The 23478-nt window shown below is 43.4% G+C and carries 21 protein-coding genes and 3 pseudogenes; 16 read left to right on the top strand and 8 right to left on the bottom strand.

Annotated features, from left to right (window positions below):
• Positions 1 to 125 precede the first annotated feature (125 nt).
• A complete protein-coding gene (locus PUQ00_RS23365; RefSeq protein ID WP_300421364.1) occupies positions 126 to 1412 on the top strand; it encodes a homoserine dehydrogenase in 1287 nt (428 codons plus the stop codon).
• A 209-nt stretch (positions 1413 to 1621) separates the two neighbouring features.
• Here the strand turns inward: PUQ00_RS23365 and PUQ00_RS23360 are convergent, their stop codons facing one another.
• Positions 1622 to 1777 (bottom strand): hypothetical protein, encoded by a 156-nt coding sequence (locus tag PUQ00_RS23360; protein WP_300421346.1) that lies wholly within the window; start codon positions 1775 to 1777, stop codon positions 1622 to 1624.
• Positions 1778 to 2193: 416 nt separating this feature from the next.
• On the opposite strand from PUQ00_RS23360, the pseudogene PUQ00_RS23355 reads away from it, so the two are divergent.
• Together PUQ00_RS23355 and PUQ00_RS23350 are read left to right on the top strand one after the other, a co-directional pair.
• Positions 2194 to 2492, top strand: a pseudogene (locus tag PUQ00_RS23355) (type II toxin-antitoxin system HigB family toxin).
• A complete protein-coding gene (locus PUQ00_RS23350; protein ID WP_300421343.1) occupies positions 2476 to 2898 on the top strand; it encodes a transcriptional regulator in 423 nt (140 codons plus the stop codon). The pseudogene PUQ00_RS23355 and the gene PUQ00_RS23350 overlap by 17 nt, the downstream one beginning before the upstream one ends.
• A gap of 198 nt (positions 2899 to 3096) precedes the next feature.
• Here PUQ00_RS23350 and PUQ00_RS23345 read toward each other — a convergent pair whose 3' ends face one another.
• Together PUQ00_RS23345 and PUQ00_RS23340 are read right to left on the bottom strand one after the other, a co-directional pair.
• The gene (locus PUQ00_RS23345; RefSeq protein ID WP_300421340.1) at positions 3097 to 4476 is read right to left on the bottom strand and encodes a serine/threonine-protein kinase; all 1380 of its coding nucleotides are present in this window, start codon (positions 4474 to 4476) and stop codon (positions 3097 to 3099) included.
• Between the two features lie 60 nt (positions 4477 to 4536).
• On the bottom strand, positions 4537 to 5568 hold the full coding sequence (locus tag PUQ00_RS23340) for a serine/threonine-protein kinase (RefSeq protein ID WP_300421338.1): 1032 nt from the start codon (positions 5566 to 5568) through the stop codon (positions 4537 to 4539).
• Between the two features lie 369 nt (positions 5569 to 5937).
• Here PUQ00_RS23340 and PUQ00_RS23335 point away from each other — a divergent pair, with 369 nt between their 5' ends.
• Positions 5938 to 6066, top strand: coding sequence for a DUF3368 domain-containing protein (locus tag PUQ00_RS23335; RefSeq protein WP_300421362.1), 129 nt, complete (start codon positions 5938 to 5940; stop codon positions 6064 to 6066).
• Between the two features lie 71 nt (positions 6067 to 6137).
• Positions 6138 to 6364, top strand: a pseudogene (locus tag PUQ00_RS23330) (Uma2 family endonuclease); the annotation flags it as partial.
• A gap of 131 nt (positions 6365 to 6495) precedes the next feature.
• Here PUQ00_RS23330 and PUQ00_RS23325 read toward each other — a convergent pair.
• The 3 genes from PUQ00_RS23325 to PUQ00_RS23315 all read right to left on the bottom strand — a co-directional run bounded on the left by PUQ00_RS23325 (position 6496) and on the right by PUQ00_RS23315 (position 11324).
• On the bottom strand, positions 6496 to 7626 hold the full coding sequence (locus PUQ00_RS23325; RefSeq protein WP_300421360.1) for a CO2 hydration protein: 1131 nt from the start codon (positions 7624 to 7626) through the stop codon (positions 6496 to 6498).
• Between the two features lie 121 nt (positions 7627 to 7747).
• Entirely contained in the window at positions 7748 to 9253 is a 1506-nt protein-coding gene (locus tag PUQ00_RS23320) for an NADH-quinone oxidoreductase subunit M (protein ID WP_300421335.1), read from the bottom strand.
• A gap of 214 nt (positions 9254 to 9467) precedes the next feature.
• Complete coding sequence (locus PUQ00_RS23315; protein ID WP_300421333.1) at positions 9468 to 11324, bottom strand: NAD(P)H-quinone oxidoreductase subunit F; 1857 nt, start codon at positions 11322 to 11324, stop codon at positions 9468 to 9470.
• Positions 11325 to 11987: 663 nt separating this feature from the next.
• Between PUQ00_RS23315 and PUQ00_RS23310 the strand changes: the two genes are divergently transcribed.
• The 8 genes from PUQ00_RS23310 to PUQ00_RS23275 all read left to right on the top strand — a co-directional run bounded on the left by PUQ00_RS23310 (position 11988) and on the right by PUQ00_RS23275 (position 20018).
• Positions 11988 to 12296, top strand: a complete 309-nt coding sequence (locus tag PUQ00_RS23310) for a carbon dioxide-concentrating mechanism protein CcmK (RefSeq protein ID WP_190891121.1) — start codon at positions 11988 to 11990, stop codon at positions 12294 to 12296.
• Between the two features lie 90 nt (positions 12297 to 12386).
• Positions 12387 to 12731, top strand: coding sequence for a BMC domain-containing protein (locus PUQ00_RS23305; protein WP_010995041.1), 345 nt, complete (start codon positions 12387 to 12389; stop codon positions 12729 to 12731).
• A 6-nt stretch (positions 12732 to 12737) separates the two neighbouring features.
• Positions 12738 to 13040 (top strand): EutN/CcmL family microcompartment protein, encoded by a 303-nt coding sequence (locus tag PUQ00_RS23300; RefSeq protein WP_100899927.1) that lies wholly within the window; start codon positions 12738 to 12740, stop codon positions 13038 to 13040.
• Positions 13041 to 13260: 220 nt separating this feature from the next.
• Entirely contained in the window at positions 13261 to 15255 is a 1995-nt protein-coding gene (locus tag PUQ00_RS23295) for a ribulose bisphosphate carboxylase small subunit (protein ID WP_300421327.1), read from the top strand.
• 203 nt (positions 15256 to 15458) lie between these two features.
• On the top strand, positions 15459 to 16241 hold the full coding sequence (locus PUQ00_RS23290) for a transferase (protein ID WP_300421325.1): 783 nt from the start codon (positions 15459 to 15461) through the stop codon (positions 16239 to 16241).
• 47 nt (positions 16242 to 16288) lie between these two features.
• Positions 16289 to 17077, top strand: coding sequence for a BMC domain-containing protein (locus PUQ00_RS23285; RefSeq protein WP_300421323.1), 789 nt, complete (start codon positions 16289 to 16291; stop codon positions 17075 to 17077).
• Positions 17078 to 17315: 238 nt separating this feature from the next.
• Positions 17316 to 18260 (top strand): LysR family transcriptional regulator, encoded by a 945-nt coding sequence (locus PUQ00_RS23280; protein WP_300421321.1) that lies wholly within the window; start codon positions 17316 to 17318, stop codon positions 18258 to 18260.
• Between the two features lie 120 nt (positions 18261 to 18380).
• Positions 18381 to 20018, top strand: a complete 1638-nt coding sequence (locus PUQ00_RS23275) for a mucoidy inhibitor MuiA family protein (protein ID WP_300421319.1) — start codon at positions 18381 to 18383, stop codon at positions 20016 to 20018.
• A gap of 446 nt (positions 20019 to 20464) precedes the next feature.
• Here the strand turns inward: PUQ00_RS23275 and PUQ00_RS23270 are convergent, their stop codons facing one another.
• Positions 20465 to 20665 (bottom strand): hypothetical protein, encoded by a 201-nt coding sequence (locus PUQ00_RS23270; protein ID WP_300421317.1) that lies wholly within the window; start codon positions 20663 to 20665, stop codon positions 20465 to 20467.
• 196 nt (positions 20666 to 20861) lie between these two features.
• Here PUQ00_RS23270 and mnmE point away from each other — a divergent pair, with 196 nt between their 5' ends.
• From mnmE to PUQ00_RS23255, 3 genes and pseudogenes are all read left to right on the top strand, one after another.
• Positions 20862 to 22280 carry a tRNA uridine-5-carboxymethylaminomethyl(34) synthesis GTPase MnmE gene (gene mnmE, locus PUQ00_RS23265; RefSeq protein WP_300421316.1) on the top strand — a complete coding sequence of 473 codons (1419 nt, stop codon included), beginning with the start codon at positions 20862 to 20864 and terminating at the stop codon, positions 22278 to 22280.
• A gap of 390 nt (positions 22281 to 22670) precedes the next feature.
• Complete coding sequence (locus PUQ00_RS23260; RefSeq protein ID WP_300421314.1) at positions 22671 to 23174, top strand: GNAT family N-acetyltransferase; 504 nt, start codon at positions 22671 to 22673, stop codon at positions 23172 to 23174.
• Between the two features lie 6 nt (positions 23175 to 23180).
• Positions 23181 to 23267, top strand: a pseudogene (locus tag PUQ00_RS23255) (cell-cell signaling protein); the annotation flags it as partial.
• A 29-nt stretch (positions 23268 to 23296) separates the two neighbouring features.
• Here PUQ00_RS23255 and PUQ00_RS23250 read toward each other — a convergent pair.
• Positions 23297 to 23478: IS1 family transposase (locus PUQ00_RS23250; RefSeq protein ID WP_300421312.1), on the bottom strand; the 182-nt coding region annotated here is incomplete at its 5' end.

The following is a 23478-nucleotide window of genomic DNA, read 5'->3' as shown; positions in this document are numbered from 1 at the left end:
ATTAGTCATTAGTTTTAGACAAAGGACAAAGGACGAAGGACAAATGACAAAGGAAGCAGGATAATCAGTAGGTAGGGCAAACGCTCTACCTACAATTGTTATTGGTGAAATTGGGTGCAAAATTTGTGGGTGTGAAACTAGGAATACTGGGATTAGGCACTGTGGGGACGGGAACAGTGCAATTGTTGCAAGATATAACTGGGCGTCACCCATTGTTGCAAGAGATAGAAATCTATCGGGTGGGAGTCCGATCGCTTGATAAACCCCGTGCAGTAGAATTGTCTACGGAAGTTTTAACTACAGATTTAGAAGCTATTGTCAATGATCCGGCGGTAGATATAGTTGTCGAGGTGATGGGTGGACTAGAGCCAGCGCGATCGCTAATCCTCAAAGCTTTAAGTAATGGCAAACACGTAGTCACCGCCAATAAAGCAGTGATCGCCCGCTTTGGAGCGGAAATTTTCACAACTGCCAATCAAGCCGGCGTATACGTCATGATAGAAGCCTCTGTGGGTGGTGGAATTCCGGTGATTCAACCCCTGAAGCAGTCTTTAAGTGTTAACCGTATTCACACTATAACCGGCATTGTTAACGGTACAACTAACTACATCCTGACGCGGATGCAAACAGAAGGCAGCAACTTCAGTGATGTCTTAGCTGATGCCCAACGTTTGGGTTATGCTGAGGCTGACCCGACAGCTGATGTCGATGGCTTAGACGCAGCCGATAAAATTGCCATCCTGGCATCATTAGGCTTTAGTGGACGCATCAACCTACAAGATGTTTATACTGAGGGGATTCGGCAAGTCAGCAAGACAGATATTGCCTATGCCGAAAAATTAGGATTTGTGATTAAATTGTTAGCGATCGCTAAACGTGATACTCCCTCATCCCCCCTCTCCGTCAGAGTTCATCCTACCTTAGTGCCTCAAGCTCACCCTTTGGCTAGCATCAACGGTGTTTATAATGCCATTCTTGTCGAAGGAGAACCAATCGGGCAGGTAATGTTTTTTGGCCCCGGTGCTGGTGCTGGTGCAACCGCCAGTGCTGTCACATCGGATATTTTAAATTTAGTTGCTGTCCTCAAAACCAATACAGCAGTTGCAAATCCATTATTAGCTTGTGGACATCAAGAATACTGCCAAATTGCGCCGATGGCAGAACTCATAACTCGGTTTTACGCCCGTTTCCTCACCAATGACCAACCTGGAGTTATCGGTAAATTGGGTACTTGCTTTGGTAACTATGGCGTTAGCTTAGAGTCAATTGTCCAAACTGGCTTTCAAGGGGAACTAGCAGAAATTGTGGTTGTTACCCATGATGTGCCAGAAGGCAACTTTCGGCAAGCTTTGGCAGAAATTCGGAATTTGTCAGCGATCGAAAGCATTCCTAGCTTACTGCGTGTACTTTGAGATTAATGTTTTAGCGATCGGCGATCGCTTAATTGCTCAATTGCGATCGCTCGGTGTTGAACCAGAAGCTTAATATTTTGGCATAAGGTTAAAGCTAGATTTTTGACTAAAGAGCTAGAGAAAAGCGTTTCTAGACAATCAAAAAGAGTTACTAAAAAAGTCCCCTAACAAGAGGACTGACAAAAGGATTATCGAGGCTATTAATAAAATTAGTCCGCTAGCAAGTTTATAACTTGCTCTAGCAGAAGTTTAGCTTTGTAGACGTTAAGCAGTTTCTCCTGCTCCCAGCTACTAGGTGCGCTCAAATACTTGCCTTCTAAGCTTGCCTTGATTAATGCTGCTTGTTCGGCGGTGGGAGAATTCATCTCATCTAGTGCTACGTCGATGGACTGAAAACTGCCAAACGATAATCATTGCAATCAAGCGAGAAGCGCGATATTAAATTCGGGCAGTTGTTTCTTGAATTTGGGCGATCGTTTATTGAATTCGGGCGGTCGTTTCTTGAATTCGGGCAATCGTTTCTTAAATTCGGATAACTCTCAATAAATTCACATAATAAAGAATAATTTTTTTATTAAATATTTTAAACAGTACTGAATATTGCGGGTGTTAATCACCCCGATTTTGTTTATGTTAATGGTGTAAAGACAAGGATAGAGGTCAGTTTTTATTACAATAATATTTTGCCGCAATGTTTTTGGAAGAATAACACAGTTATAAAAGCTTTATAAAACCCTGAATTTGAGAGAAAATTTAAGAATCGTAATCAGAGTAAATTTAAATGCACGTTATTAGTCGCAGAATTCTACGAGAATTTTGTGAGGCATATGCAGAGGCAAGGGAAGCACTTTATGATTGGTATAGGATAGCAACTAAAGCTGAATGGAAAATCTGCTTGAAGTTCAGGCTATTTATCCAAAAGCAGAAGCAGTTGGTAACTTCACTGTGTTTAATATTAAAGGAAACAATTACCGTTTGATTGCTGATATTGTTTACGAAACTCAAAGAATCTATATTAAATATGTCCTGACTCACGCTGAATATGATAAGGATAAATGGAAAAATGACCCGTACTTTTAATCCAGAATCTTATGGTAAATTGCTAGCCGAGTATCAGCCAAAAATCATCACCACGGATGCAGAAAACGAACAAGCGATTGCACTCGCATTAACCTTAGAACATCGTCCCAATCGTACACCAGAAGAAGAAATGCTGTTGCAACTGTTGGTGACTTTAATTGAGCAGTTTGAAGAAACCCATTACCCAATCCTCCAAGGTACACCCAATTCGATGTTAGTACATCTAATGGACGCACGCGATACTACAACCGAAGCATTAGCTGAGGTAATTGGTTCATTGGAAATTGCCTTGCAAATTGTTAATGGCGATTCTCCTTCGGAGACGCTTCGCGAACGCACCATTAGTAAAACTCAAGCAGAAGCGTTGGCGGACTATTTTAATGTAGATATCAGTTTATTTACCTAGCTTCTCTTCTATAACAACACTCTTAAAACCAGCGCTTGGTATTGAACCGAAATTTAATATTTTGGTATGAGGTTAAAGGTGCGTAGACGCGTTCGCGAAGCGTCTCGAAGAGAAGCGGCTTGTCCTTAGACATCGCTTCTCCACTGGATACAACAGCTACAAAATCTTTTGTCATTTAGCTTCTAGAGCTTGAGTAAGCTATGTACCTGTATTAAAAATTAACCATCCCAAACCCAATCCTAGACTAGAAGTGCTAGCTAAAATTAGAAAAGTATGAAATTTGCTAAAAGATTTTTGTAATTCATCTCCAGCCACAGCCACAGCCCCAGCCACAACCCCAACCACAGCCCCAGCCACAGCCCCAGCCACAGCCCCAGCCACAGCCCAAGCCACAGCCCCAGCCACAGCCCCAGCCACAGCCCAAGCCACAGCCACAGCCCAAGCCACAGCCACAGCCCAAGCCCAAGCCCAAGCCACAGCCACAGCCCAAGTCCCAGCCATAGCTTCAACCATAACCCAAACTATGTACGGAGCGTTAGACGCTGCTAACAAGCTGCCTGTGAATAGGTAGCTTAATAATACACCAATTAACCAGCCCCAGGGGATAATTTTAGATGATTTAGTACTTGGTTTACTTGGAATTGGCTCTAATAGCTTGGCTTTGGAACGAACAACTTCTTTTTTATGGACTGGAGCAACAGATGGTGGAGGCGTTGCTTTTGCTTGTTCTAACATTGTCAACCATACCTGCATTGACTGAGGGCGGTCTTTTGCCTCCAGCGCCATACCCTTGAGAATTGCTTGATTTAATTGATCGCTGATGCTTGGATTAATTTGTTTAGGTGGAATCAAGAAAGTATTGTCTAGCTTGCGAGCCAGAGAAGTTGTAGGGCGTTGACCTGTCACTGCATAATAGAGTGTGGCAACCAGACAGTAAACATCGACCGTTGGCTCTCGACTACCTCTGCTCATCTGCTCATAGGGCGCAAATCCCTCATTACCTGCAATACCCTTTGAACTCAAAGTTTTAGGCAAAAGTTCTTTAGCGATTCCAAAGTCAATTAAAACCGCTTTGCCATTTCTCCGCACCATAATGTTTCCAGGGTGGGCATCTCGGTGTACTAACCCTGCTTGATGCACTACGCTCAAAGCTTCCCCAATTTGGCGGATATAGGGTACAATCTCTGCTTCTGGTAAAGCCCCTCTACGCCTCACCGCTTCAAACAAATTTTCTCCCTCAACAAAGTCCATTACCAAACACTGGGTAGCACCTTCCCGAAAAAAGTCCATTACCAAACACTGGGTAGCACCTTCCCGAAAAAAGTCAATTACTCCCACAATGTAAGGATGAGGATCTTGAGATAATTTTGCCAGTGTCCGCCCTTCTTGGATAAATCTCTCTATGTACTTTTCATATTCCGGGTCGTGGCTGAGGTATTCATTAGGTGTCTTAATTACAACTGTCTGGTTTAGTTCAACATGCAAAGCCTTGTAAGTAATCCCGAATCCTCCCTGTCCCAAGACTTGTTCAATTACATATTTGCCACCTTGCAATTGTTGTCGTGCTATCCAGGGCATGAATACCTCTAAGTAAAAAATTACTTTAGTGTCAGCATCTTAATGAGAGTTGAGCTAATTTTACGGTGTTTTGCTAGACGACGCACTAGGAGATACTGAGGTTGGACTGGTAGACGAAGGGGATTTTAATTTATCCATTACAGCACCCACCCCTGCGAGTAAGCCTCCTAAAGCTGCGATCGCCGCTATAATCACAGTCCAAAACTGAATTTTTTTATCCCAATTTGAGTTAGGTTTAGAGGGTATTGACGCAGGTATAGGAGTTTCCCCAATCAGTCCCAAAGAATCGAGCCATTCCCGCATTGACTGCGATCGCTGTTTAGGGTCTAGCTTCATACCTGTTAAAATTGCGCGATTAACGCGATCGCAAACTAGATTATTCAGGTTTTTCGGTTCCACTAAAGGAGCGTTGTCAATCTTACGTTTCAGCGCACTGACGGGTGGTTTTCCAGTTAAAAGTACATATAAAGTAGCTGCCAGAGAATAAATATCGCTATAAGCCCCACTTGGTATACTTTGAGCGTAAAGCTCAGGGGGTGTAAATCCCTCAGAAGTTTCCTTAGTTCGGCTTGTGGTTAAGATGTGGTCAAAATCTAGAGCTAAACCAAAATCGATCAGCACCGCTTCAGGTTGTCCTTCTCGTACTCGCAAAAAAATGTTTCCTGGATGTACATCTCGATGAATTAATCGATTTTCATGCACAACTATTAGGGCTTCACCAATTTGCTGAATGTAGCGTAGTGCCTCTTGTTCAGAAAGAATTTGTTGGCGACGATCAGCTAAACTTACACCATCTACATACTCCATTACCAAACACAAACGGTCTGCTTCCTCAAAGGAGTCTACGACCTCCACAATATACTTGTGCTTACACCTCTGAAGCTTTAAGGCTTCCCGCAAAAACATTGTCTTTAGCCGTCCGCGCTCCAACTGGTTAAGGGAATTTAGTAAATCATCATTTAAGGTTTTAATGACTTGGCGATCGCTATTCGTATTTTTTACTAAATAAGTAATACCAAACCGTCCCCTTCCCAATTCCCTTTCAATAGTATATTTGCCACCTTGCAACCGATCACCTGCTACCCAAGCCATCTTTGCAACTCCCAATATATTTGTATTAATTTTCACACAATTGAATCTTGACAACCTAAGTTAGCTTTGAGAAAGAGAGCGATGTCTACGATGGTCACTGAGCAGTTCGACAGGCTCACTGTTCCACTTTGTCGTTGGCGCAGCCTAAGAAGAGAAGTGCGGGCTACGCCTACGCTTTTTTCTCCCACACCCTAAAATTGCTAAAGTGAAGTCTAGAATCGGATTATCCAATCTTGGGATTTAGGTAAAGACGAATCATCTGTTTTGACTTGGGCGTATACTTACCCTGGTACAGAAGCAATTATGGATGATCTTGCGGCTCGTAGATGTGCAGCAGTACTGGGGATTCCTGTATGAGGAACACTAGGTATAGTTTTGACAGCAAAGCAACGTGGCAAAATAACAACGGCACGACCAATTATAGAGAATTTACGCTCATCAGGAATGTATCTTTCTGACCGTGTAATCAATCAAGCACTAGTATTAGTTGGCGAGTAGTAAGCGATCGCCCCATATCTCCTTCCACTGCTAAACTAAAAAACAACCCTTACTCCTGCAAAGGTAGTCTTATGACCTCTGCAACCGATCCATCCACCGCACTCACCCCGTTTCCAGACCATACACAACTTCCTGAGTCTGACGGTACATTCGTGTTCGCGAAGCGTGCGAAGGCAAAAACTTTCAGGAACATCCCCAAAGCATTCTCCTAACGGACTCGATTAAACCGATATTACAAAAACGTCATCCTGATGGGCAATACTGTATTGGTCAAGATAGTGGTATCTACTGGCGGATTAGAGGTAATTTGTTGTTGACTGGTGAGGAAAGGGCCGATCGCTTGACTGCTCAATTGCGTAAACGCAAAGCGGCTTGTCGTTAGACATCGCTCGGAGTTGAACCAGAAGCATAATCTTGACCAAAAATCAACTATTTATTCACATCGAGCAACCGCGAAGTTTCCAACCGACTCATCCACTTCTCTAAATAAACTTGATTACCTTTTTCCTCATTCGGATCTTTAGTATCCAAAGGATAAGGCATCAGTCCTAAAATCGTTGCTGTTGTCACGCAAAACATCGATTTTTGGAAACTCATACAAATTTGGACTCGCAAATCATCTTCACCCCGAAGACTGCGACGATAAATTTCATGCAAATACTCTGGAAGATAATGACGCATATCCTGCATCAACAAAGTGGGAGGAATACCCGCGCCGCCAATGGGCAAAGGATCGGCATACAATGCACCATATTGAAATCGAGTTTGATCTGGGGGAATTTGATATCCTTGGGCGTTGTATGAAACTGTACCGTGGAAAGGAGTTCCCCGGAAGAATACTGCTTCTACATAAGGTATGGCTGTATCTGCTAAGAAGGTCAAACCAACGCTTTTAGGAATGATTTCATAGACTTCATCCCGAATTTTGACGGCGTAGGTAATTGGGTTTGATGCATTTGCGACTAACCCTGCTTTAATGTGGTCTACTACTTGGGGAATCGATTTAATTTCGCCTTGGTCGTAGCGGTCTGATAAGCTCAGGAACATATCAGCCATTACTCGCCAAAATTGACCTAAACCGGTGTAGTAAGCAGAGACGCGCAAGTGTTCTGTTAAGAAATCTGGAAACAGTTGGTTAATAGCCGGAATTAAAGGATTATTTTTAAATTTTGCGGCGATAACGGCTTGCGCTCTTTCTTGAAATTCTTGTGTATCTAAATACGTATCTAGTCCGCCGCCACCGTGCCACATCATGGCTTTCATGCAATACTCGGCATATTCAAAATTAATTCGGTTATGCCACCAGTGACGGAGTAATTTCTGAAAAGAAACCTCTCCATTAAAGTATTTAAAAAATGGGAAAAATACTAAAAACTGATGCTCGGCAATATAGTTAAGATTTTTTGAGTAGGCATCTAAAACTACGCCATAGCTTTTAAGAATACCAACAACTTCCAGGACATTTTCTGGATTATCGGGGAGTAATGCTTCTCCTTTTTGCAGACGTTCAATGTACTCAGCTAAAGGATTGTGAGTAGCTTTCTTTTTAATAGTTACCATTGCTAGTTCTCCAAAAAATATAGGAATTGGGGCATGGGGCATTGGGCATGGGGCATTGGGCATTGGGCATTAAGAAAACTCTTTCCCAGTCCCCAAGTCCCTAATCCCTAGTCCGTAATCCCTAATCCCCAGCCCTCATTGCCTTATCCAAGGACACTGTTGCTACTATGTTTTGAGTATTCACCATTGCTGTAATTGTTGGTTCAGTCCAGCGCACTAACCAACCAGGTTGAATGCCGAAAATCACAATCAGCACAGCTAAAATTGCAGCTGGGGCGCGATCGCTCCAATACACACGCGGTAAGTTGGTAACTTGTGCAGACAGGCGGCCAAAAAAGGCGCGGTTGACGAGAATTAAGAAGTAAACGGCTGTTAAACCTGTACCAAGCATGCACAGCAGGGTTTGTATTGGAAAAACTGGAAAACTCCCCCGATAAACTACGAATTCGGAAATAAACCCGATCATTCCCGGTATACCAGCGCTGGCCATCACTCCGACAATCATCAAGCTACCAATTACTGGCATACCCCGTTCTGGGTTTAGCAATCCTTGGATGACTTCTAAATCACGGCTTCCGGTTTTTTTATACACAACCCCCACCAGCAAAAACAGCATTGCCGAAATCAAACCGTGGCTAATCATTTGCATCACAGCACCCAACACACTTAAAGGTGTCGCAGCCGCCGCCGCTAAAAGCACGTAACCCATGTGTCCAATGGAACTGTAGGCCACCATTTTTTTCATATCGGTTTGAGCGATCGCGCAGGATGAACCATACAGCACACTTACCACTGCCCAAGTCGCCAACCAAGGAGCCAGATAAGCCCAAGCTTCTGGTAACAAGTTCATCCCAAATCGCAGTAAGCCGTAAGTTCCCAACTTTAACAGCACCCCAGCCAACAGTACTGAAATCGGTGTCGAAGCTTCAACGTGAGCATCTGGCAACCAAGTATGGAAGGGAACTAAGGGAATTTTAATCCCAAAACCTACCAAAATTCCCCCTAGTAGTAAAAGCTGTGTCCCTAAAGGTAGAGTCGTAGCGTTTAAGGTTGCTAGTGCAAAGTTAGAAGAACCACTCAGCCAAACCATGCCGAGGAAACTTGCTAAAATCAGGATTCCCGAAACGGCTGTATAAATGAGAAATTTGGTAGCAGCATAACCCCGCTTGGCACCACCCCAAATGGCGATCAACAAATACAACGGAATTAGTTCCAATTCGTAAAACAGGAAAAATAGCAGTAAATCCTGTGCCAGAAAGGCTCCAGTCACCCCAGCGCTTAATAATAGTATCAAACAGTAATAAAATTTAGGACGCTGTAGGGATTCATCGCTGCTGTAAATAGCAATGGAAGTTAACAATCCATTTAAAAGTAGCAACGGCAAAGATAAACCATCTATCCCAAGGTTATAATTCAAGCCTAAAACATCTATCCAAGGGAGAGACTCGGCAAACTGTTGAGTAATTTCTCCTGGATGGAACTGAATTGCTAGTAGGATTGTCCACAAGGAAGCGATTATGGCAAAGACCAAAGCCACCCCACGAGCGAATTTACCACTGATGCCAGAGGGCGAGAAACCAATTAAAGCTGCGCCGATTAACGGCACTAGAATTAAAACACTAAGCATAGAATTCAGGTAAGGGGAAGCAGGGAAGCAGGGAAGCAGGGAAGCAGGGAAGCAGGGAAGCAGGGAAGCAAGAGGAGAAAATAACTTTTAACTCTTGTACAGACGCGATTAATCGCGTCTCTACTTTTAACTCTTGTACAGACGCGATTAATCGCGTCTCTACTTTTAACTCCTGTACAGACGCGATTAATCGCGTCTCTAACTCCTAACTCAGTTAAAAAGGCAATTTATCTAGTAAACCCGATGACCAGCTGATGAAAAAACCCAGGACGCTGACAACTGCTAGGATGGTCAACATATAGCCCTGAGATTGCCCAGAAATGCTGTACTTTAAAGTTTGTCCGCCGAGAATTGTTGCAAACCCAACCAAGTTTACTAAACCGTCAACCAAGTAGCGATCGCTCCAAGCAGAAATTTTAGATAGCAGTGCTACTGCACTCACCACCGTTACAAAATAAACTCGGTCAATATAAAAATCATAACCTAACAAGTCTTGCAGGAATCTCCACGCCAAGATTCTGGATCTTGACCAAGCTTTGTGCAGATAAACTGTACACCCTACACCTACTCCCACGATCGTAGAAGTAAACAAGGCTAACGCCACATACCAATTAATACTTTCCCAATCGGGTAGCAAGTACCATTGCTGTAGCATCAGAGGTAGAAGCAGAGTCAATACTGTCAGAATCACCATTGGCAAGGCCATCTGCCAAGCCACTTCTGGGGTACGACGGGTCTTTTGTTGCGGTTTCCCCCAAAAGACTAATCTGAATACTCTGGTCAAGTTCAATGCTGTCAAGCCATTAACCAATATTAAAACCCCAATTACCCAAGGGCTAGTATTCACAAAACCGTCAGCCCATGATAACATTGCCCAAAAGCTTCCCAAGGGTAACAGTGTTACCATCCCGGCTGAACCGACAACAAAGGCAGTGGTGGTGGCTGGCATCCGTGACCACAGACCGCCCATTTCTGTTAAGTCTTGGCTTTGGGTAGTCAAGATTACTGAACCAGAACTCATGAATAATAATGCTTTAGCGATCGCATGAGTTAACAGCAACATCAAGGCCACACCCCCTTGCTGTAAACCCACCGCCAAAAAGACTAACCCCATGTATGCACTAGTGGAATGAGATAGCGATCGCTTAATGTCAATTTGAGCCAGCGATACTAATGTTGCCCCAATCGCTGTCACCGCGCCCATGACTACCAAGGTATTCAAGGCAACTGGCGACAGTGCTAACAATGGTTGCAGTTTATACAGTAGATAAGCACCACCAGCTACTACTAGTGAGTTTCGCATTACCGAGGCGGGATTAGGCCCTTCCATTGCCTCATCTAACCACAGGTGCAGTGGAAATTGGGCGCATTTACCAGCAGGCCCAGCAATTAACGCCAACCCCAGCAACGCTGATGTTATTGGGCTTAAATTAGCTGTTTGCGCCCACTCATATAAATCCGAAAAGTTCAAACTACCGGCTACGGTGGAAAGTGTCACCACACCCATCAGCAGCAACAAGTCTCCCACCCGTTTAGTCCAAAACGCATCCCGCGCCGCTGTCACTACTAGGGGTTGAGCATACCAAAACCCCACCAGCAAATAAGTCGAAAGCGTTAGGACTTCCAAAAGCGCATAACTGACAAACAAAGAATCACTGATGGCTAGAACACTCAGCGCCGCTTCAAAAAATCCCAGCAAAGCGAAAAAACGCGCCAACGACCAGTCCTTTTCCATGTAACCCAGAGCGTAAACTTGTGCCAGTAGGCTTAACCCCGTAATTAAAACTGTTGCCCCAATACTGACTGCTGAGATTTCTAAGGAAAAAGATAAGTCTAAATCAGCAGCTTTGAACCACGTAACTAGTAACTTTTCTGGTTCTCTATCCCAGATATTTTTAAATAGAAACAGGCTATGAGCAAAAGCCAAAATCGTCGTGAACAAATTGATATATGCCGCAGGTCTTGGCCCTGTTCGCTGAATTATTCCAATTCCCCACGGCAAGGTCAAAATTGCGCCGAATAAGCTATAAAAAGGCACAAACCAACTTGTTGAAAATAGAAATTGATTCATTGAAATTTACCTTGACGACTCAGCCTTGATTTTAAAAAAAGCTTTTAAACAGTTATTATTTATTTAATAAAATTAATTTCCCAAAACACCGATGTTGTTTTAACTATTGTTTTAACTAAATTACTGGGAGTACTTTTACTTAACCTTACCCTATTAAACATAAGTAAAATATAACTTCACATAAGTAAAAGCATTTACTTGTCTTAACATCGCTGACCTTTTTAGATTTGTATTCCTACTTTGAGCAAAGTACTTTATACGATATATTGGAAAAAGTTATATATTTTTTACCTAGTCATTGTACATACAGAAAATTTCGAGGAAAGATAGACACAGCAAAACATACAGCCTCTGCTTGTCCCTCGCCTGATGGGATTAGCCTTAGTTATGAATGTCCTTTTGTTAATGTAATAAAGAAATTATAAAGCATAAGTGACCGCTCTAGGAATTAGTTAACTTTAATTGCCCAGAAGCCCAGATAAATTTTTGTTAAGTTTTTTAAAACTTTCTTATCATAAACTATTATAGTAATTTATATTGCCAGGGACGCCAAGCTTTCCTATGCTTAATTTGGAAGTGTTTTCTTAGCTCTAAGATAAAGCTCTCCCCGTCAAAAATTTCAAACAACAGTACTGATTAGATTCATTTTGTAGGAGTTCTGCGATGCCAATTGCAGTTGGGATGATTGAAACGAAGGGCTTTCCAGCAGTAGTAGAAGCTGCTGATGCGATGGTGAAAGCCGCCCGTGTGACTTTAGTAGGGTATGAGAAAATTGGTAGCGCTCGTGTCACCGTGATCGTTAGGGGAGATGTATCGGAAGTGCAAGCTTCTGTAGCAGCTGGGGTTGAAGCGGCGAAAAGGGTTAATGGTGGTGAAGTGTTATCCACTCACATTATTGCTCGTCCTCACGAAAACCTGGAATACGTCTTGCCGATACGTTATACAGAAGCGGTGGAACAATTCCGTACTTAAAAGCTGTTTAAACAAAGTAATTAACGCTCTTTGCCTGATTCAGCATGACTTTTGTCCAAGGCTAAAAACTTTAAATAGGGATTAAAACTAATGTCAATTGCAGTGGGAATGGTTGAAACGCTAGGCTTTCCAGCAGTAGTAGAAGCTGCTGATGCAATGGTGAAAGCTGCCCGCGTCACTTTAGTAGGCTATGAAAAAATCGGTAGTGGTCGGGTGACGGTGATTGTTCGGGGTGACGTTTCGGAAGTTCAAGCTTCCGTGGCCGCAGGTGTTGAATCTGTAAAGCGAGTCAACGGTGGACAAGTACTGTCTACTCATATCATTGCTCGTCCTCACGAAAACTTGGAATACGTTCTGCCAATTCGTTATACCGAAGACGTAGAGCAGTTCCGCGAAAATGTGAATGCAATTCGTCCTTTCGGTAGAAGACCGTAATTTGTAATGCAAGTCGCTAAAGTTCGCGGCACAGTAGTTAGCACGCAAAAAGACCCAAGTCTTAGAGGTGTCAAACTGCTGTTGTTACAATTAGTGGACGAAGATGGAAACATCCTCCCACAATATGAAGTAGCAGCAGATAGTGTGGGAGCAGGAGTAGATGAGTGGGTACTTGTCAGTCGTGGCAGTGCTGCTCGTCAAGTTATAGGCAATGAACAACGGCCATTAGATGCAGTAGTAGTAGCGATCATAGATACGATTCACGTTGAAGACCGTCTCATTTACAGCAAAAAAGATCAATATCGATAGTCAAGAGTTAGAAAAGTGAAGAGTGAGGAGTGAGGAGTGAGGAGTGAGGAGTTAAGAGTTAAAACTCATAATTCATAACTCATGATTCATAACTTAAATCGATAGTCAAGAGTTAGAAAAGTGAGGAGTGAAAAGTTAAAACTAATAACTCTTAACTAATAACTCTTAACTAATAACTCCTAACTCCTAACTCCTAACTTAATACAGGAGGAATCTGGCGATGGCAGTCCGCAACACGGCGGCACCCCCAACCCCGTGGTCGAGAAATTTAGCTGAACCTAAAATCCATGAAACTGCCTTTGTACATTCATTCTCCAATGTTATTGGGGATGTAAGAATAGGTGCAAATGTAATCGTTGCTCCGGGGACTACGATTAGAGCGGATGAAGGCACACCTTTTTATCTTGGTGAAAACACCAATATTCAAGATGGTGTGGTGATTCATGGGTTGGAGCAAGGTCGAGTAATTGGCGATGACCAAAATAAATACTCGGTATGGATTGGTAAAAACACTTGCATTACCCACATGGCTCTAATTCACGGGCCAGCTTATGTTGGGGACAATTCCTTCATTGGCTTTCGCTCTACGGTGTTTAATGCCAGGGTAGGTGCAGGTTGCATCGTGATGATGCACGCTTTGATTCAAGATGTAGAGATTCCCTCCGGTAAGTATGTACCTTCGGGAGCGATAATTACCAGCCAGCAGCAAGCTGATCGCTTGCCAGATGTGCAAGATCAAGATAAGGAATTTGCTCATCATGTGGTTGGGATTAATCAGGCGTTGCGAGCTGGTTATCTCTGTGCTGCGGATAGCAAATGTATAGCACCCATTCGGGATGAAAACGCTAAATCTTATACAGGTAATGGTATTACTGTTTTAGAGCTAGAAAGGAGTAGTGAAGTGTCGAGCAATAGCTTGGGTGCAGAAACAATAGAGCAGTTGCGCTATCTATTAGAGCAAGGGTATAAAATTGGTACGGAACATGTAGACCAAAGACGGTTCCGCACAGGTTCTTGGACTAGTTGCCAGCCAATTGAACCGAGATCGATCGGTGAAGCGATCGCAGCATTAGAAAGCTGTGTAACAGAGCATAGTGGCGAGTATGTCCGGCTATTTGGCATTGACAAAGGTAGACGGCGCGTATTAGAAACCATCATCCAACGTCCAGATGGTGATGTTAAACCAGCTACCAGCTTTAAAGCTCCTGCTAGTCGTGGTAATAGCAGTTATAGCAGCAGTAATGGTAATGGTAACGGTTCTAGCAGTGGTAAAGTTAATGGTGAAACTGTAGAACAAATACGCCAACTTTTGGCAAGTGGTTACAAAATTGGCATGGAACACGTAGATGAGCGCCGGTTCCGGACTGGTTCCTGGACTAGTTGCAAGTCCATTGAAGCAACTTCCACAAATCAAGTCATCTCCGCCTTGGAAGAATGTATAGCAAGCCATCAAGGCGAGTATGTGCGTTTAATCGGCATTGATACCAAAGCTAAACGGCGGGTATTAGAAAGCATTATCCAACGTCCAAATGGTCAAGTAAGCTCCTCTGGCAGCCACAAATCATTTACTAGCAGTGGAGCCTCTGCTACGGCAACATCTACCAGTACTCGCTTGAGTACAGAAGTCGTAGAACAGCTCCGACAATTATTGAGTAGTGGATATAAAATTAGCATTGAGCATGTAGATGAACGGCGGTTCCGTACTGGTTCCTGGACTAGTACTGGTCAAATTCAAGCCACCTCAGAAAGAGAAGCGATCGCAGCCTTAGAAGGGCATCTCAGCGAATATCCAGGGGAATATGTCCGCTTAATTGGTATAGACCCCAAAGCCAAACGGCGGGTATTAGAGACCATTATCCAACGTCCAAATGGTCAAGTAACCTCCTCTGGCAGTCAGAAATCATTTACTAGCAGTGCATCCGCTGCTACTGCTACAGCAACAGCTACCAGTACCCGTTTAAGTACTGAAGTCGTAGACCAACTCCGGCAATTATTGGCTGGTGGCTCTAAAATTAGCATTGAACATGTAGACCAACGACGGTTCCGTACTGGTTCCTGGACTAGTAGTGGTCAAATTCAAGCCTCCTCAGAAAGAGAAGCGATCGCAGCCGTAGAAGGACAGCTCGGCGAATATCCAGGGGAATATGTGCGCTTAATTGGTATTGACCCCAAAGCCAAGCGTCGAGTATTGGAAACGATTATTCAACGCCCATAAGGAGTTAGGAGCGGAGCCAAAGATGCTCCGCCTCCGGTTCGGAGTTATAGGAGTTAGGAGTTAGGAGTTAGGAATTGAAAAAGATTGTTAATTCATAATTCTCAACTTAAAATTTATAACTCCTCACTTTTAACTAACTCCTCACTCCTCACTTTTAACTCCTAACTCTCTATTTTCTTCCGGCTTCCGAGGTTAAAATTTCCATGTCTGTGCCGCCACTGCGCCTCAGCAACAACTTTGATTCTTACATTAGTGGCGAGGTGACTATTCATCCAAGCGCGGTATTTGCCCCTGGGGTAATACTCCAAGCGGCTGCAAACAGCAAGATCATCATTGGGCCAGGGGTCTGTATTGGTATGGGAGCAATTCTCCAAGTCCATGAAGGAACCCTAGAGGTAGAAGCAGGCGCAAACCTGGGAGCCGGTTTTTTGATGGTTGGCAAGGGCAAAATTGGAGCAAATGCTTGCATTGGTTCAGCAACAACAGTTTTTAACTATTCAGTTGAACCTGGACAAGTAGTACCACCGGGTTCAATTCTAGGAGACACCAGTCGCCAAATTGCTCAAACGAAGCAACTAGAACCATCCACGAATAACCCTACGGCTACAAATGCACCACCGCAAAAGGAAGAGCAAAATGGCTTAGGTGAAGTTAAGGAAAAGGTAATTTCCTCAACTAACTTCTCAGCTTCGGCTTTTGTGGATTTCAAACAAAACAAGTCAATTTCTTACTTTAAATCTCCCGCCACTCCAGAAAGTCAGTCTCCTCCCGTGGAGGAACCGACCAATGATGCTGACTCCACCTTGGGGGAAGCCACTCAAGAGTCTACACAACATCACTCAAACCTCAGTCAGCTAGCCCCAGAATCCCCTAACGGCTTTGGGACTCAAATTTATGGACAAGGGAGCATAGGCAGACTGTTGACCACATTGTTTCCTCATAGACAATCCTTGAGCGACCCAAACTCTGACAATTCGTCCGAGTAAGTGTTAATTGTAAGTTGTCGGCTTTTTCCGTATCTTGGAGAATTCACATGGAAACATACAATCAACGGCCTATTCGTACCATCCAAGGAGCGAGTAGTCAAGAGACCTTTCAGGACACTGCTTTGGGTTTAGTTTCTACCCGCAGTTTTCCAGCGATAGTTGGGACGGCGGATATGATGCTGAAATCGGCGGGAGTTCATCTAGTTGGGTATGAAAAAACTGGTAGCGGTCATTGTACTGCGATCGTCCGCGGTGGAATTGCTGACGTGCGTCTGGCAGTAGAATCTGGTGTGCAAACGGCTGAACAGTTTGGCCAGTTGGTTTCTAGTTTGGTGATTCCCCGACCTTACCCCAACCTAGATATAGTGCTTCCGATCACAACTCGTTTCACTAAATTGATGGAGGAGGGCAATTACAGCCGTCTGAGTAATCAAGCAATTGGTTTGGTAGAAACGCGAGGATTTCCAGCGATGGTAGGAGCATGTGATGCCATGCTCAAAGCTGCTGATGTTCATTTAGCAGCCTATGAAAAAATTGGTGCGGGTTTGTGTACAGCGATTATTCGTGGTTCCGTAGCAAATGTGGCGGTAGCAGTGGAAGCAGGAATGTATGAGGCAGAACGCATTGGGGAATTGAATGCAGTGATGGTAATTCCTCGACCTCTGGACGAAATGGAGCTAACGTTGCCATTAGCAAGTTGCTGGATAGAAGAACGCGAACCGTTAAACTTGCCAGTGAATATTAAAGAACAAGTTGCCGAAATTGAGGTACTAAGATTACCAGACTTAACCAAGCTACCTACAAAAGTTCAAGAAGAATTATGGAATGATGAATGATGAATTTTGGAAAATCCTCATTCAACATTCATCATTTAGATGGAAGGCATCTTACGCTGTTGCTGTTCTGATAATAGCTTCTTAAATCCATAAAGAAAATACCTTATTTGAATATAAATAATAGAGTTTTATCTATGATAAAACTCGTAACTTTCTGTGAGCATTGCTATATCATTATGCCAGTGTTCAGCAATACTAGTTTTATATCTATTAATCGCTATTTACAGGAGAATCACCCTTGAACCAAGCGACGCTGCACCAGTTAAAAGTGTTCGAGGCGGCGGCACGGCACAGTAGCTTTACTCGTGCTGCTGAAGAATTGTTTCTCACCCAACCTACCGTTTCTATGCAGATCAAGCAACTAACTAAATCGGTAGGGTTGCCATTATTTGAGCAAGTGGGGAAGCGGTTGTATCTGACGGAAGCCGGACGGGAATTATTTGGCACTTGTCGGCAGATTTTTGACAATATAGCCCAATATGAAATGAAGGTGGCAGATTTAAAAGGGCTAAAACAGGGACAATTACGCTTGGCAGTGATTACAACAGCAAAATACTTTATTCCACGTTTGTTAGGGCCGTTTTGCGAACTTTATCCAGGGATTGATATCTCGCTGCAAGTAACGAATCACGAACAAATTTTGGAACGGATGAGTCAGAATCTGGATGACTTATATATTATGAGTCAAATTCCAGAAAATATAGATGTGACTTGTGAACCATTTTTAGAAAACCCTTTGATAGTCTTTGCACCGAATAATCATCCGTTGTCTAAGGAAAAAAATATTCCGATACAACGTCTGTCTAACGAACCTTTTATTATGCGGGAACCAGGTTCAGGAACTCGTCGTGCCGTCCAAAAGCTATTTGAAGAACAAGGGGTGATGGTAAAAGTCAAGCTAGAATTGGGAAGTAACGAAGCAATTAAACAAGCGATCGCAGGTGGTTTAGGAATTTCTGTTTTATCTCGTCATACCTTACTATTAGATGCATCAGAATTTAGCATTTTAGATGTACAACACTTTCCTATTCAGCGAAATTGGTACATGGTTTACCCATCTGGCAAGCAGCTATCTATCGTCGCTCGTGCCTATCATGAGTATCTACTAGCTGCGGCAAAGAATTTTGTTAAGCAAAATTCTGATACTGCTGCTTCTAGTATGCTTGAACCAATTCACGGGTAAAATAATTCGTAATTTGTAATTACGAATTACGAATTACGAATTACCTAAAGGGGTTGACGGTTAGACCGGGAAGCATTGACAATTAACCAGCAGAATCATTAGAAATGGGGAAAACTGGCAGTGGTTAACCCGGAAATACCGTCTTGGCGCAAAACAGTACAAAGCGAGATTGTAGCTGTCACAGTGTATACTGACAGAGCGCTGGTTACACGGCGGGGTGTAGTTGATTTAACAGGAATTGAACAGGAATTAGTAATTACCCCAGTGCCAGCAACTCTCGAAACTGAGTCTGTCAGGGTTAGCGGTACAGGTACGGTGGGGGTGCGCCTGGTGGGAGTTAGCAGCGAACGCATTTACACTACTGAACCTGTAGCGGAGCGAGTAGCACATTTGACCAGGCAAATCCAGCAATTGGAAGCAGAAAAACGCCATCTACAAGCTCAAGTGGATGCTTTAGCATTGCAGTCTAGTTTTATCGCTGGCTTACGTGAAAAAACAGAAGAACCTTTTTCCCAGAGTTTGTCTCGGAAAAATCTCAGCCTCAGCGAAACTTTAGATTTCCTCAACTTTCTCGGAAGCCAGTATAGTGAGTATGCGATCGCATCTGGAGAGTGCAAAACCCAACACCAGGAGTTAGATAAACAACTGCAAGCACTCCACACCTCATTGCAAAAAATCCAAACACCCCATCCGAAAGAGAGTTTTAACTTACTTATAGCAGTTGAAATTACGGGTGAAGGCGAATTTGAATTAGAGCTATCATACTTAGTGAACCGCGCTAGTTGGACTCCCCTTTATGACTTGCGCTTTAGCACTACCAGCGATATTGTGCATCTGAGCTACCTTGCAGAAATCACTCAAAGCAGTGGCGAAGATTGGATTGGTGCAAATCTTACCCTTTCTACAGCTAAACCGGGATTAGGTACACTCCCGCCCCAACTTGAACCCTGGTATATTGATACCCTACGTCCACAAATAGCGCGACAACGACGATCTCGATTTGCTGCCCAGCCACCACTGCTGCCTAGCATAGCAGAACCGCCTGCTTCTGCTGCCAGAGGGGATTGGCAAGAACAAGACGAAGTTACAGAGGATAGTCTTATCCCAGCAGAAACTGTGACAGCAGAAGTATCCAAAGAAGGAAGTGTAGTTACCTTTAAATTGAATGGTGGTGGTAACATTCCCAGTGATGGCGCACCTCATAAAACTACAATTTTCAACGATGATTATCCTTGTAGCTTCGATTATGTAGCAATGCCGCGCTTGGTAAGCTTTGCTTATTTACAAGCTAATGTGAAAAATAGTCCCAACGGTGCGACTTTGTTACCAGGTAAAGCGAATATTTTCCGCGATAACGTTTTTATTGGGACAACTCAGTTAGAAAATATTGCACCAGGGCAAGAGTTTAAACTTAATTTAGGAATTGACGAAGGTTTAAAAATTGAGCGCGATTTAGTTGAGCGTCAGGTAGACAAAAGATTAATTAGCAACCAGCGCCGCATTACTTATAGTTATCGGTTGATAATTACTAACTTACTCGACAAAGAAGTAAATCTGAAAGTAACTGAACAATTGCCGGTTAGCCGCAACGAGCAAATTAAGGTGCGCCTCAGTCGCAGCAACCCACAAATTCAACTTGGTGAAATGGGGGTTTTAGAATGGCAGTTAACTCTTCCACCCCAAGAGCGGCGAGAGATATATTACCAGTTTAATGTTGAATATCCGCCAGAATTAACAGTAATTGGGTTAGATATTTAAACAACATCACTAACAATTAGCCTCCATGAGTTTTAGGCTTGTTTTCCCCTCAAAAATATTTAAGTCCCGTTAGTTAAAAAGTCTGGCGATTCACCTCATAATGACTCAGTGAGAGAATTCCAGATGAAGCGTTAGTGGTTCAAGGGGGTCGCAATCGTTCAGAAGATATTAGGCGTGGAACGGGCACTCACCCCTGCGGAGTTACTGTGATTTCTGGGGAATGTGCTTTAGGATGTCTCAGATAAGTTGCAAAAACTATCAGTGAAGCCTAGTTAGCAGAATATCGGTCAGAAGCGATCGCCAAGGCGTAAATCCTTAGTTGAGACTTAGTTGTAAAGTTGTCATCAACGCAGCGATCGCTTGGCGGCAAAACTGCGAGAATTAAATATAGATCCTGATACTATTTAACCTCCGCGCTGTCTTGCTTGTACCTGTTGGTGCCAATGCTATGGATCTTCAGGAAAAACCCATTTTGGCGGTTCCGTCATTTTTTTCCGCAGACGTTCTTGTGCCAACTCCAACATTTGGTCTAAGGGAGTCTCTTGAATAAACTTTGCAGCGGCCTCTCTAAACTCGATATTGGGGCATTGATTCCCTAAAACACAACCGTTAACGCAAGCTTGGGCGCAGTTAATTTTTTGCTCCACAGTAAATTCCTCTCTAAAAGTTATGAGTTATGATTTTCACTCTTTACTATCAGGCATTACTCTCCAAGGTAAATTTTACCTTGCAAGTTGCCATCTCATTAGTCTAAATATCTACCATTTAGAAAGTTATAGTTATGAGTTATGATTTTTACTCCTCACTCCTAACTTTCACTTCTCACTCTTATGAAGGGCGCTCATGTCAGAAGTTTTTGCCACTACTGGAACCATCGCTGCGATCGCAACTGCTGTTGTCCCCCAACAGGGTAGCGTTGGCATTGTGCGGGTGTCGGGTTCCCAAGCAATGGCTTTAGCTCAAACTCTCTTTCACGCACCAGGGCAACAAGTTTGGGAAAGTCACCGGATTCTCTACGGTTACATTCGCCATCCTCAAACGCAACAACTGGTAGATGAAGCTCTGTTGCTAATTATGAAAGCACCCCGTTCTTACACCCGTGAAGATGTAGTGGAATTCCATTGCCACGGCGGAATTATGGCAGTGCAGCAAGTGTTACAACTGTGTTTGGAAAATGGCGCAAGACTAGCGCAACCGGGAGAATTTACTCTCCGCGCCTTTTTGAATGGACGATTGGATTTAACTCAAGCCGAAGGTATTGCTGATTTAGTGGGAGCGCGATCGCCCCAAGCTGCCCAAACTGCTTTAGCTGGTTTACAGGGAAAATTAGCTCATCCAATCCGGCAGTTACGCGCTAACTGTTTGGATATCTTGGCAGAAATCGAAGCTCGAATCGATTTTGAGGAAGACTTGCCTCCGTTGGATGATAAAGCAATTATATCAGAAATCGAGAAAATTGCTACAGAAATCACTAGGTTAATAGAAACCAAAGACAAAGGTGAGTTGCTACGGACTGGTTTAAAAGTGGCAATTGTTGGGCGTCCGAATGTGGGGAAGTCCAGCTTATTGAATGCTTGGAGCCGGAGCGATCGCGCCATTGTGACTGATTTACCAGGCACAACCCGCGATGTGGTGGAATCGCAGTTAGTTGTCGGGGGAATTCCCGTGCAAGTGCTAGATACTGCGGGGATTCGGGAAACAACAGACCAAGTGGAAAAAATTGGTGTCGAGCGAGCGCGTCGTGCCGCCAATGCAGCTGATTTAGTCTTGCTTACCATCGACGCTTCATCTGGGTGGACAGAAGGCGATCGAGAAATTTACGAACAAGTGCAACACCGTCCATTGATTCTAGTGATTAACAAAATCGATTTAGTTGAAGAAGGTGAAAGAAAAACTCTTCAATCCCAAATCGTTCAACTGAGAGAAGTCGAACTCCCAAATCTAAAATCTAAAATTGTCACAGCAGCAGCTAAAAATCAAGGTATTGATGGTTTAGAAACAGCAATTTTAGAAATGGTTAAATTAGAAAAACTCCAAGCGGCTGATATGGATTTAGCTATTAATCAAAGGCAAGCAGCAGCCTTAACTCAAGCTAAAATATCTTTGGAACAGGTACAAGTAACAATTGCCGAGCAGTTACCTCTTGATTTTTGGACAATTGACTTACGAGGTGCGATTCAAGCATTAGGAGAAATTACCGGAGAAGAGGTTACAGAATCAGTTTTAGATAGAATATTTAGTAAGTTTTGTATTGGTAAATAAAGCGTACATTACGCGATGTGTAAATTATCTTTGAAACCCCGCTTCTATTCCTCTCACGCCAGTTGCTACAACGACGGGAACCCCCCTTCTCCTGTCAGAGACGCTACGCGAACGGGTGACGCTCGCGGACTCGCTAACGCTACGCTAACGGCAATTCCTCATGGGGGAAACCCCCAAGACTGGACTGCCTCACCGCAACGCACTAGCTTCCCCATTCCTGAGAGGCTTTGATTCTTACTGCCCAACGCTAGTAGGGAAAGGGTTGAGGGTTAGGTTTGAGAGAAAATTGCACACGGCATTACATTGGCAAAAGCGAAATGTAACCCAACATTTATACTAATCTTTGTGAAGTTTCGCTATTTTTCAACTCAACCTACAATTGATAACTAAATGTACATCTCAATTCGCCAAGCAACCAGACAAGATACGGTGATAGTTTCGGATGTGTTGTTAGAAGCAGCTTTGTGGCTCCAGGAGTGTGGTATGCCTCTGTGGCCTGATAGCGCGATTTCGCCAGAAAGTATCTCCGAAGATGTTGCTAACGGCTTGTTTTTCATTGCTGAATGGGCAGGTGAACCAGCTGGTACAATCAAGTTTCAGCTTGAGGATTTACGTTTCTGGCCCGACATTTCTCAGGAGGAGTCAGCATTTGTACATCGCCTTGCAGTTCGACGGCGTTATTCTGGTGGTAAAGTCTCTTCAGCACTGCTTACTTGGGCAGTCGAACATGCACAAATACTTGGTAAACATTATTTACGTCTAGATTGTAAGGCTTCGCGTCGGCGCCTAAGAGCAATATATGAAAACTTTGGTTTCCGTCATCACAGCGACAGACAAGTTGGTGCTTATTTGGTCTCTCGCTACGAATATGAAATACCTCCACAAGTAACCTAAATTCATATGTCTTTTATCGATGAAATTAATCCTGTCAACGCATTGATTGTGGGAGCCAGCCAGGGTATTGGTTTGGGTTTTGTAAAAAAATTGGTAGTGGTAAATATGTAGTGATAATAAATTTAGGCGCTACAACAAGAATTATAATGATGAATAAAATACCAGATAGCACCAATATGGTTATCTAGCTTCTTAGAGAAGGATAAAGTTTTTCTAACCAAACGAGAAATTCTTTGACGCATTGTATTATTAAAGCGTTCAATATGATTAGTCTTCCCACTTTCCTTCCCTACTGCACGATGAC

Source organism: Nostoc sp. S13 (assembly GCF_029379315.1).
Taxonomy (GTDB): domain Bacteria; phylum Cyanobacteriota; class Cyanobacteriia; order Cyanobacteriales; family Nostocaceae; genus Nostoc.
The sequence above is the reverse complement of the archived record's forward strand: the minus strand, read 5'-3'. Positions and strand labels throughout refer to the sequence as shown.

Excerpts from the sequence above, each read along its gene's own strand:
- PUQ00_RS23325 (WP_300421360.1), bottom strand. The coding sequence starts at position 7,626 with ATGGTAACTATTAAAAAGAAAGCTACTCACAATCCTTTAGCTGAGTAC.
- PUQ00_RS23320 (WP_300421335.1), bottom strand. The coding sequence starts at position 9,253 with ATGCTTAGTGTTTTAATTCTAGTGCCGTTAATCGGCGCAGCTTTAATT.
- PUQ00_RS23350 (WP_300421343.1), top strand. The coding sequence starts at position 2,476 with ATGACCCGTACTTTTAATCCAGAATCTTATGGTAAATTGCTAGCCGAG.
- PUQ00_RS23285 (WP_300421323.1), top strand. The coding sequence starts at position 16,289 with ATGGAAACATACAATCAACGGCCTATTCGTACCATCCAAGGAGCGAGT.
- PUQ00_RS23340 (WP_300421338.1), bottom strand. The coding sequence starts at position 5,568 with ATGGCTTGGGTAGCAGGTGATCGGTTGCAAGGTGGCAAATATACTATT.
- PUQ00_RS23260 (WP_300421314.1), top strand. The coding sequence starts at position 22,671 with ATGTACATCTCAATTCGCCAAGCAACCAGACAAGATACGGTGATAGTT.
- PUQ00_RS23310 (WP_190891121.1), top strand. The coding sequence starts at position 11,988 with ATGCCAATTGCAGTTGGGATGATTGAAACGAAGGGCTTTCCAGCAGTA.
- PUQ00_RS23295 (WP_300421327.1), top strand. The coding sequence starts at position 13,261 with ATGGCAGTCCGCAACACGGCGGCACCCCCAACCCCGTGGTCGAGAAAT.
- mnmE (WP_300421316.1), top strand. The coding sequence starts at position 20,862 with ATGTCAGAAGTTTTTGCCACTACTGGAACCATCGCTGCGATCGCAACT.
- PUQ00_RS23300 (WP_100899927.1), top strand. The coding sequence starts at position 12,738 with ATGCAAGTCGCTAAAGTTCGCGGCACAGTAGTTAGCACGCAAAAAGAC.
- PUQ00_RS23290 (WP_300421325.1), top strand. The coding sequence starts at position 15,459 with ATGTCTGTGCCGCCACTGCGCCTCAGCAACAACTTTGATTCTTACATT.
- PUQ00_RS23305 (WP_010995041.1), top strand. The coding sequence starts at position 12,387 with ATGTCAATTGCAGTGGGAATGGTTGAAACGCTAGGCTTTCCAGCAGTA.
- PUQ00_RS23345 (WP_300421340.1), bottom strand. The coding sequence starts at position 4,476 with ATGCCCTGGATAGCACGACAACAATTGCAAGGTGGCAAATATGTAATT.
- PUQ00_RS23360 (WP_300421346.1), bottom strand. The coding sequence starts at position 1,777 with ATGAATTCTCCCACCGCCGAACAAGCAGCATTAATCAAGGCAAGCTTA.
- PUQ00_RS23315 (WP_300421333.1), bottom strand. The coding sequence starts at position 11,324 with ATGAATCAATTTCTATTTTCAACAAGTTGGTTTGTGCCTTTTTATAGC.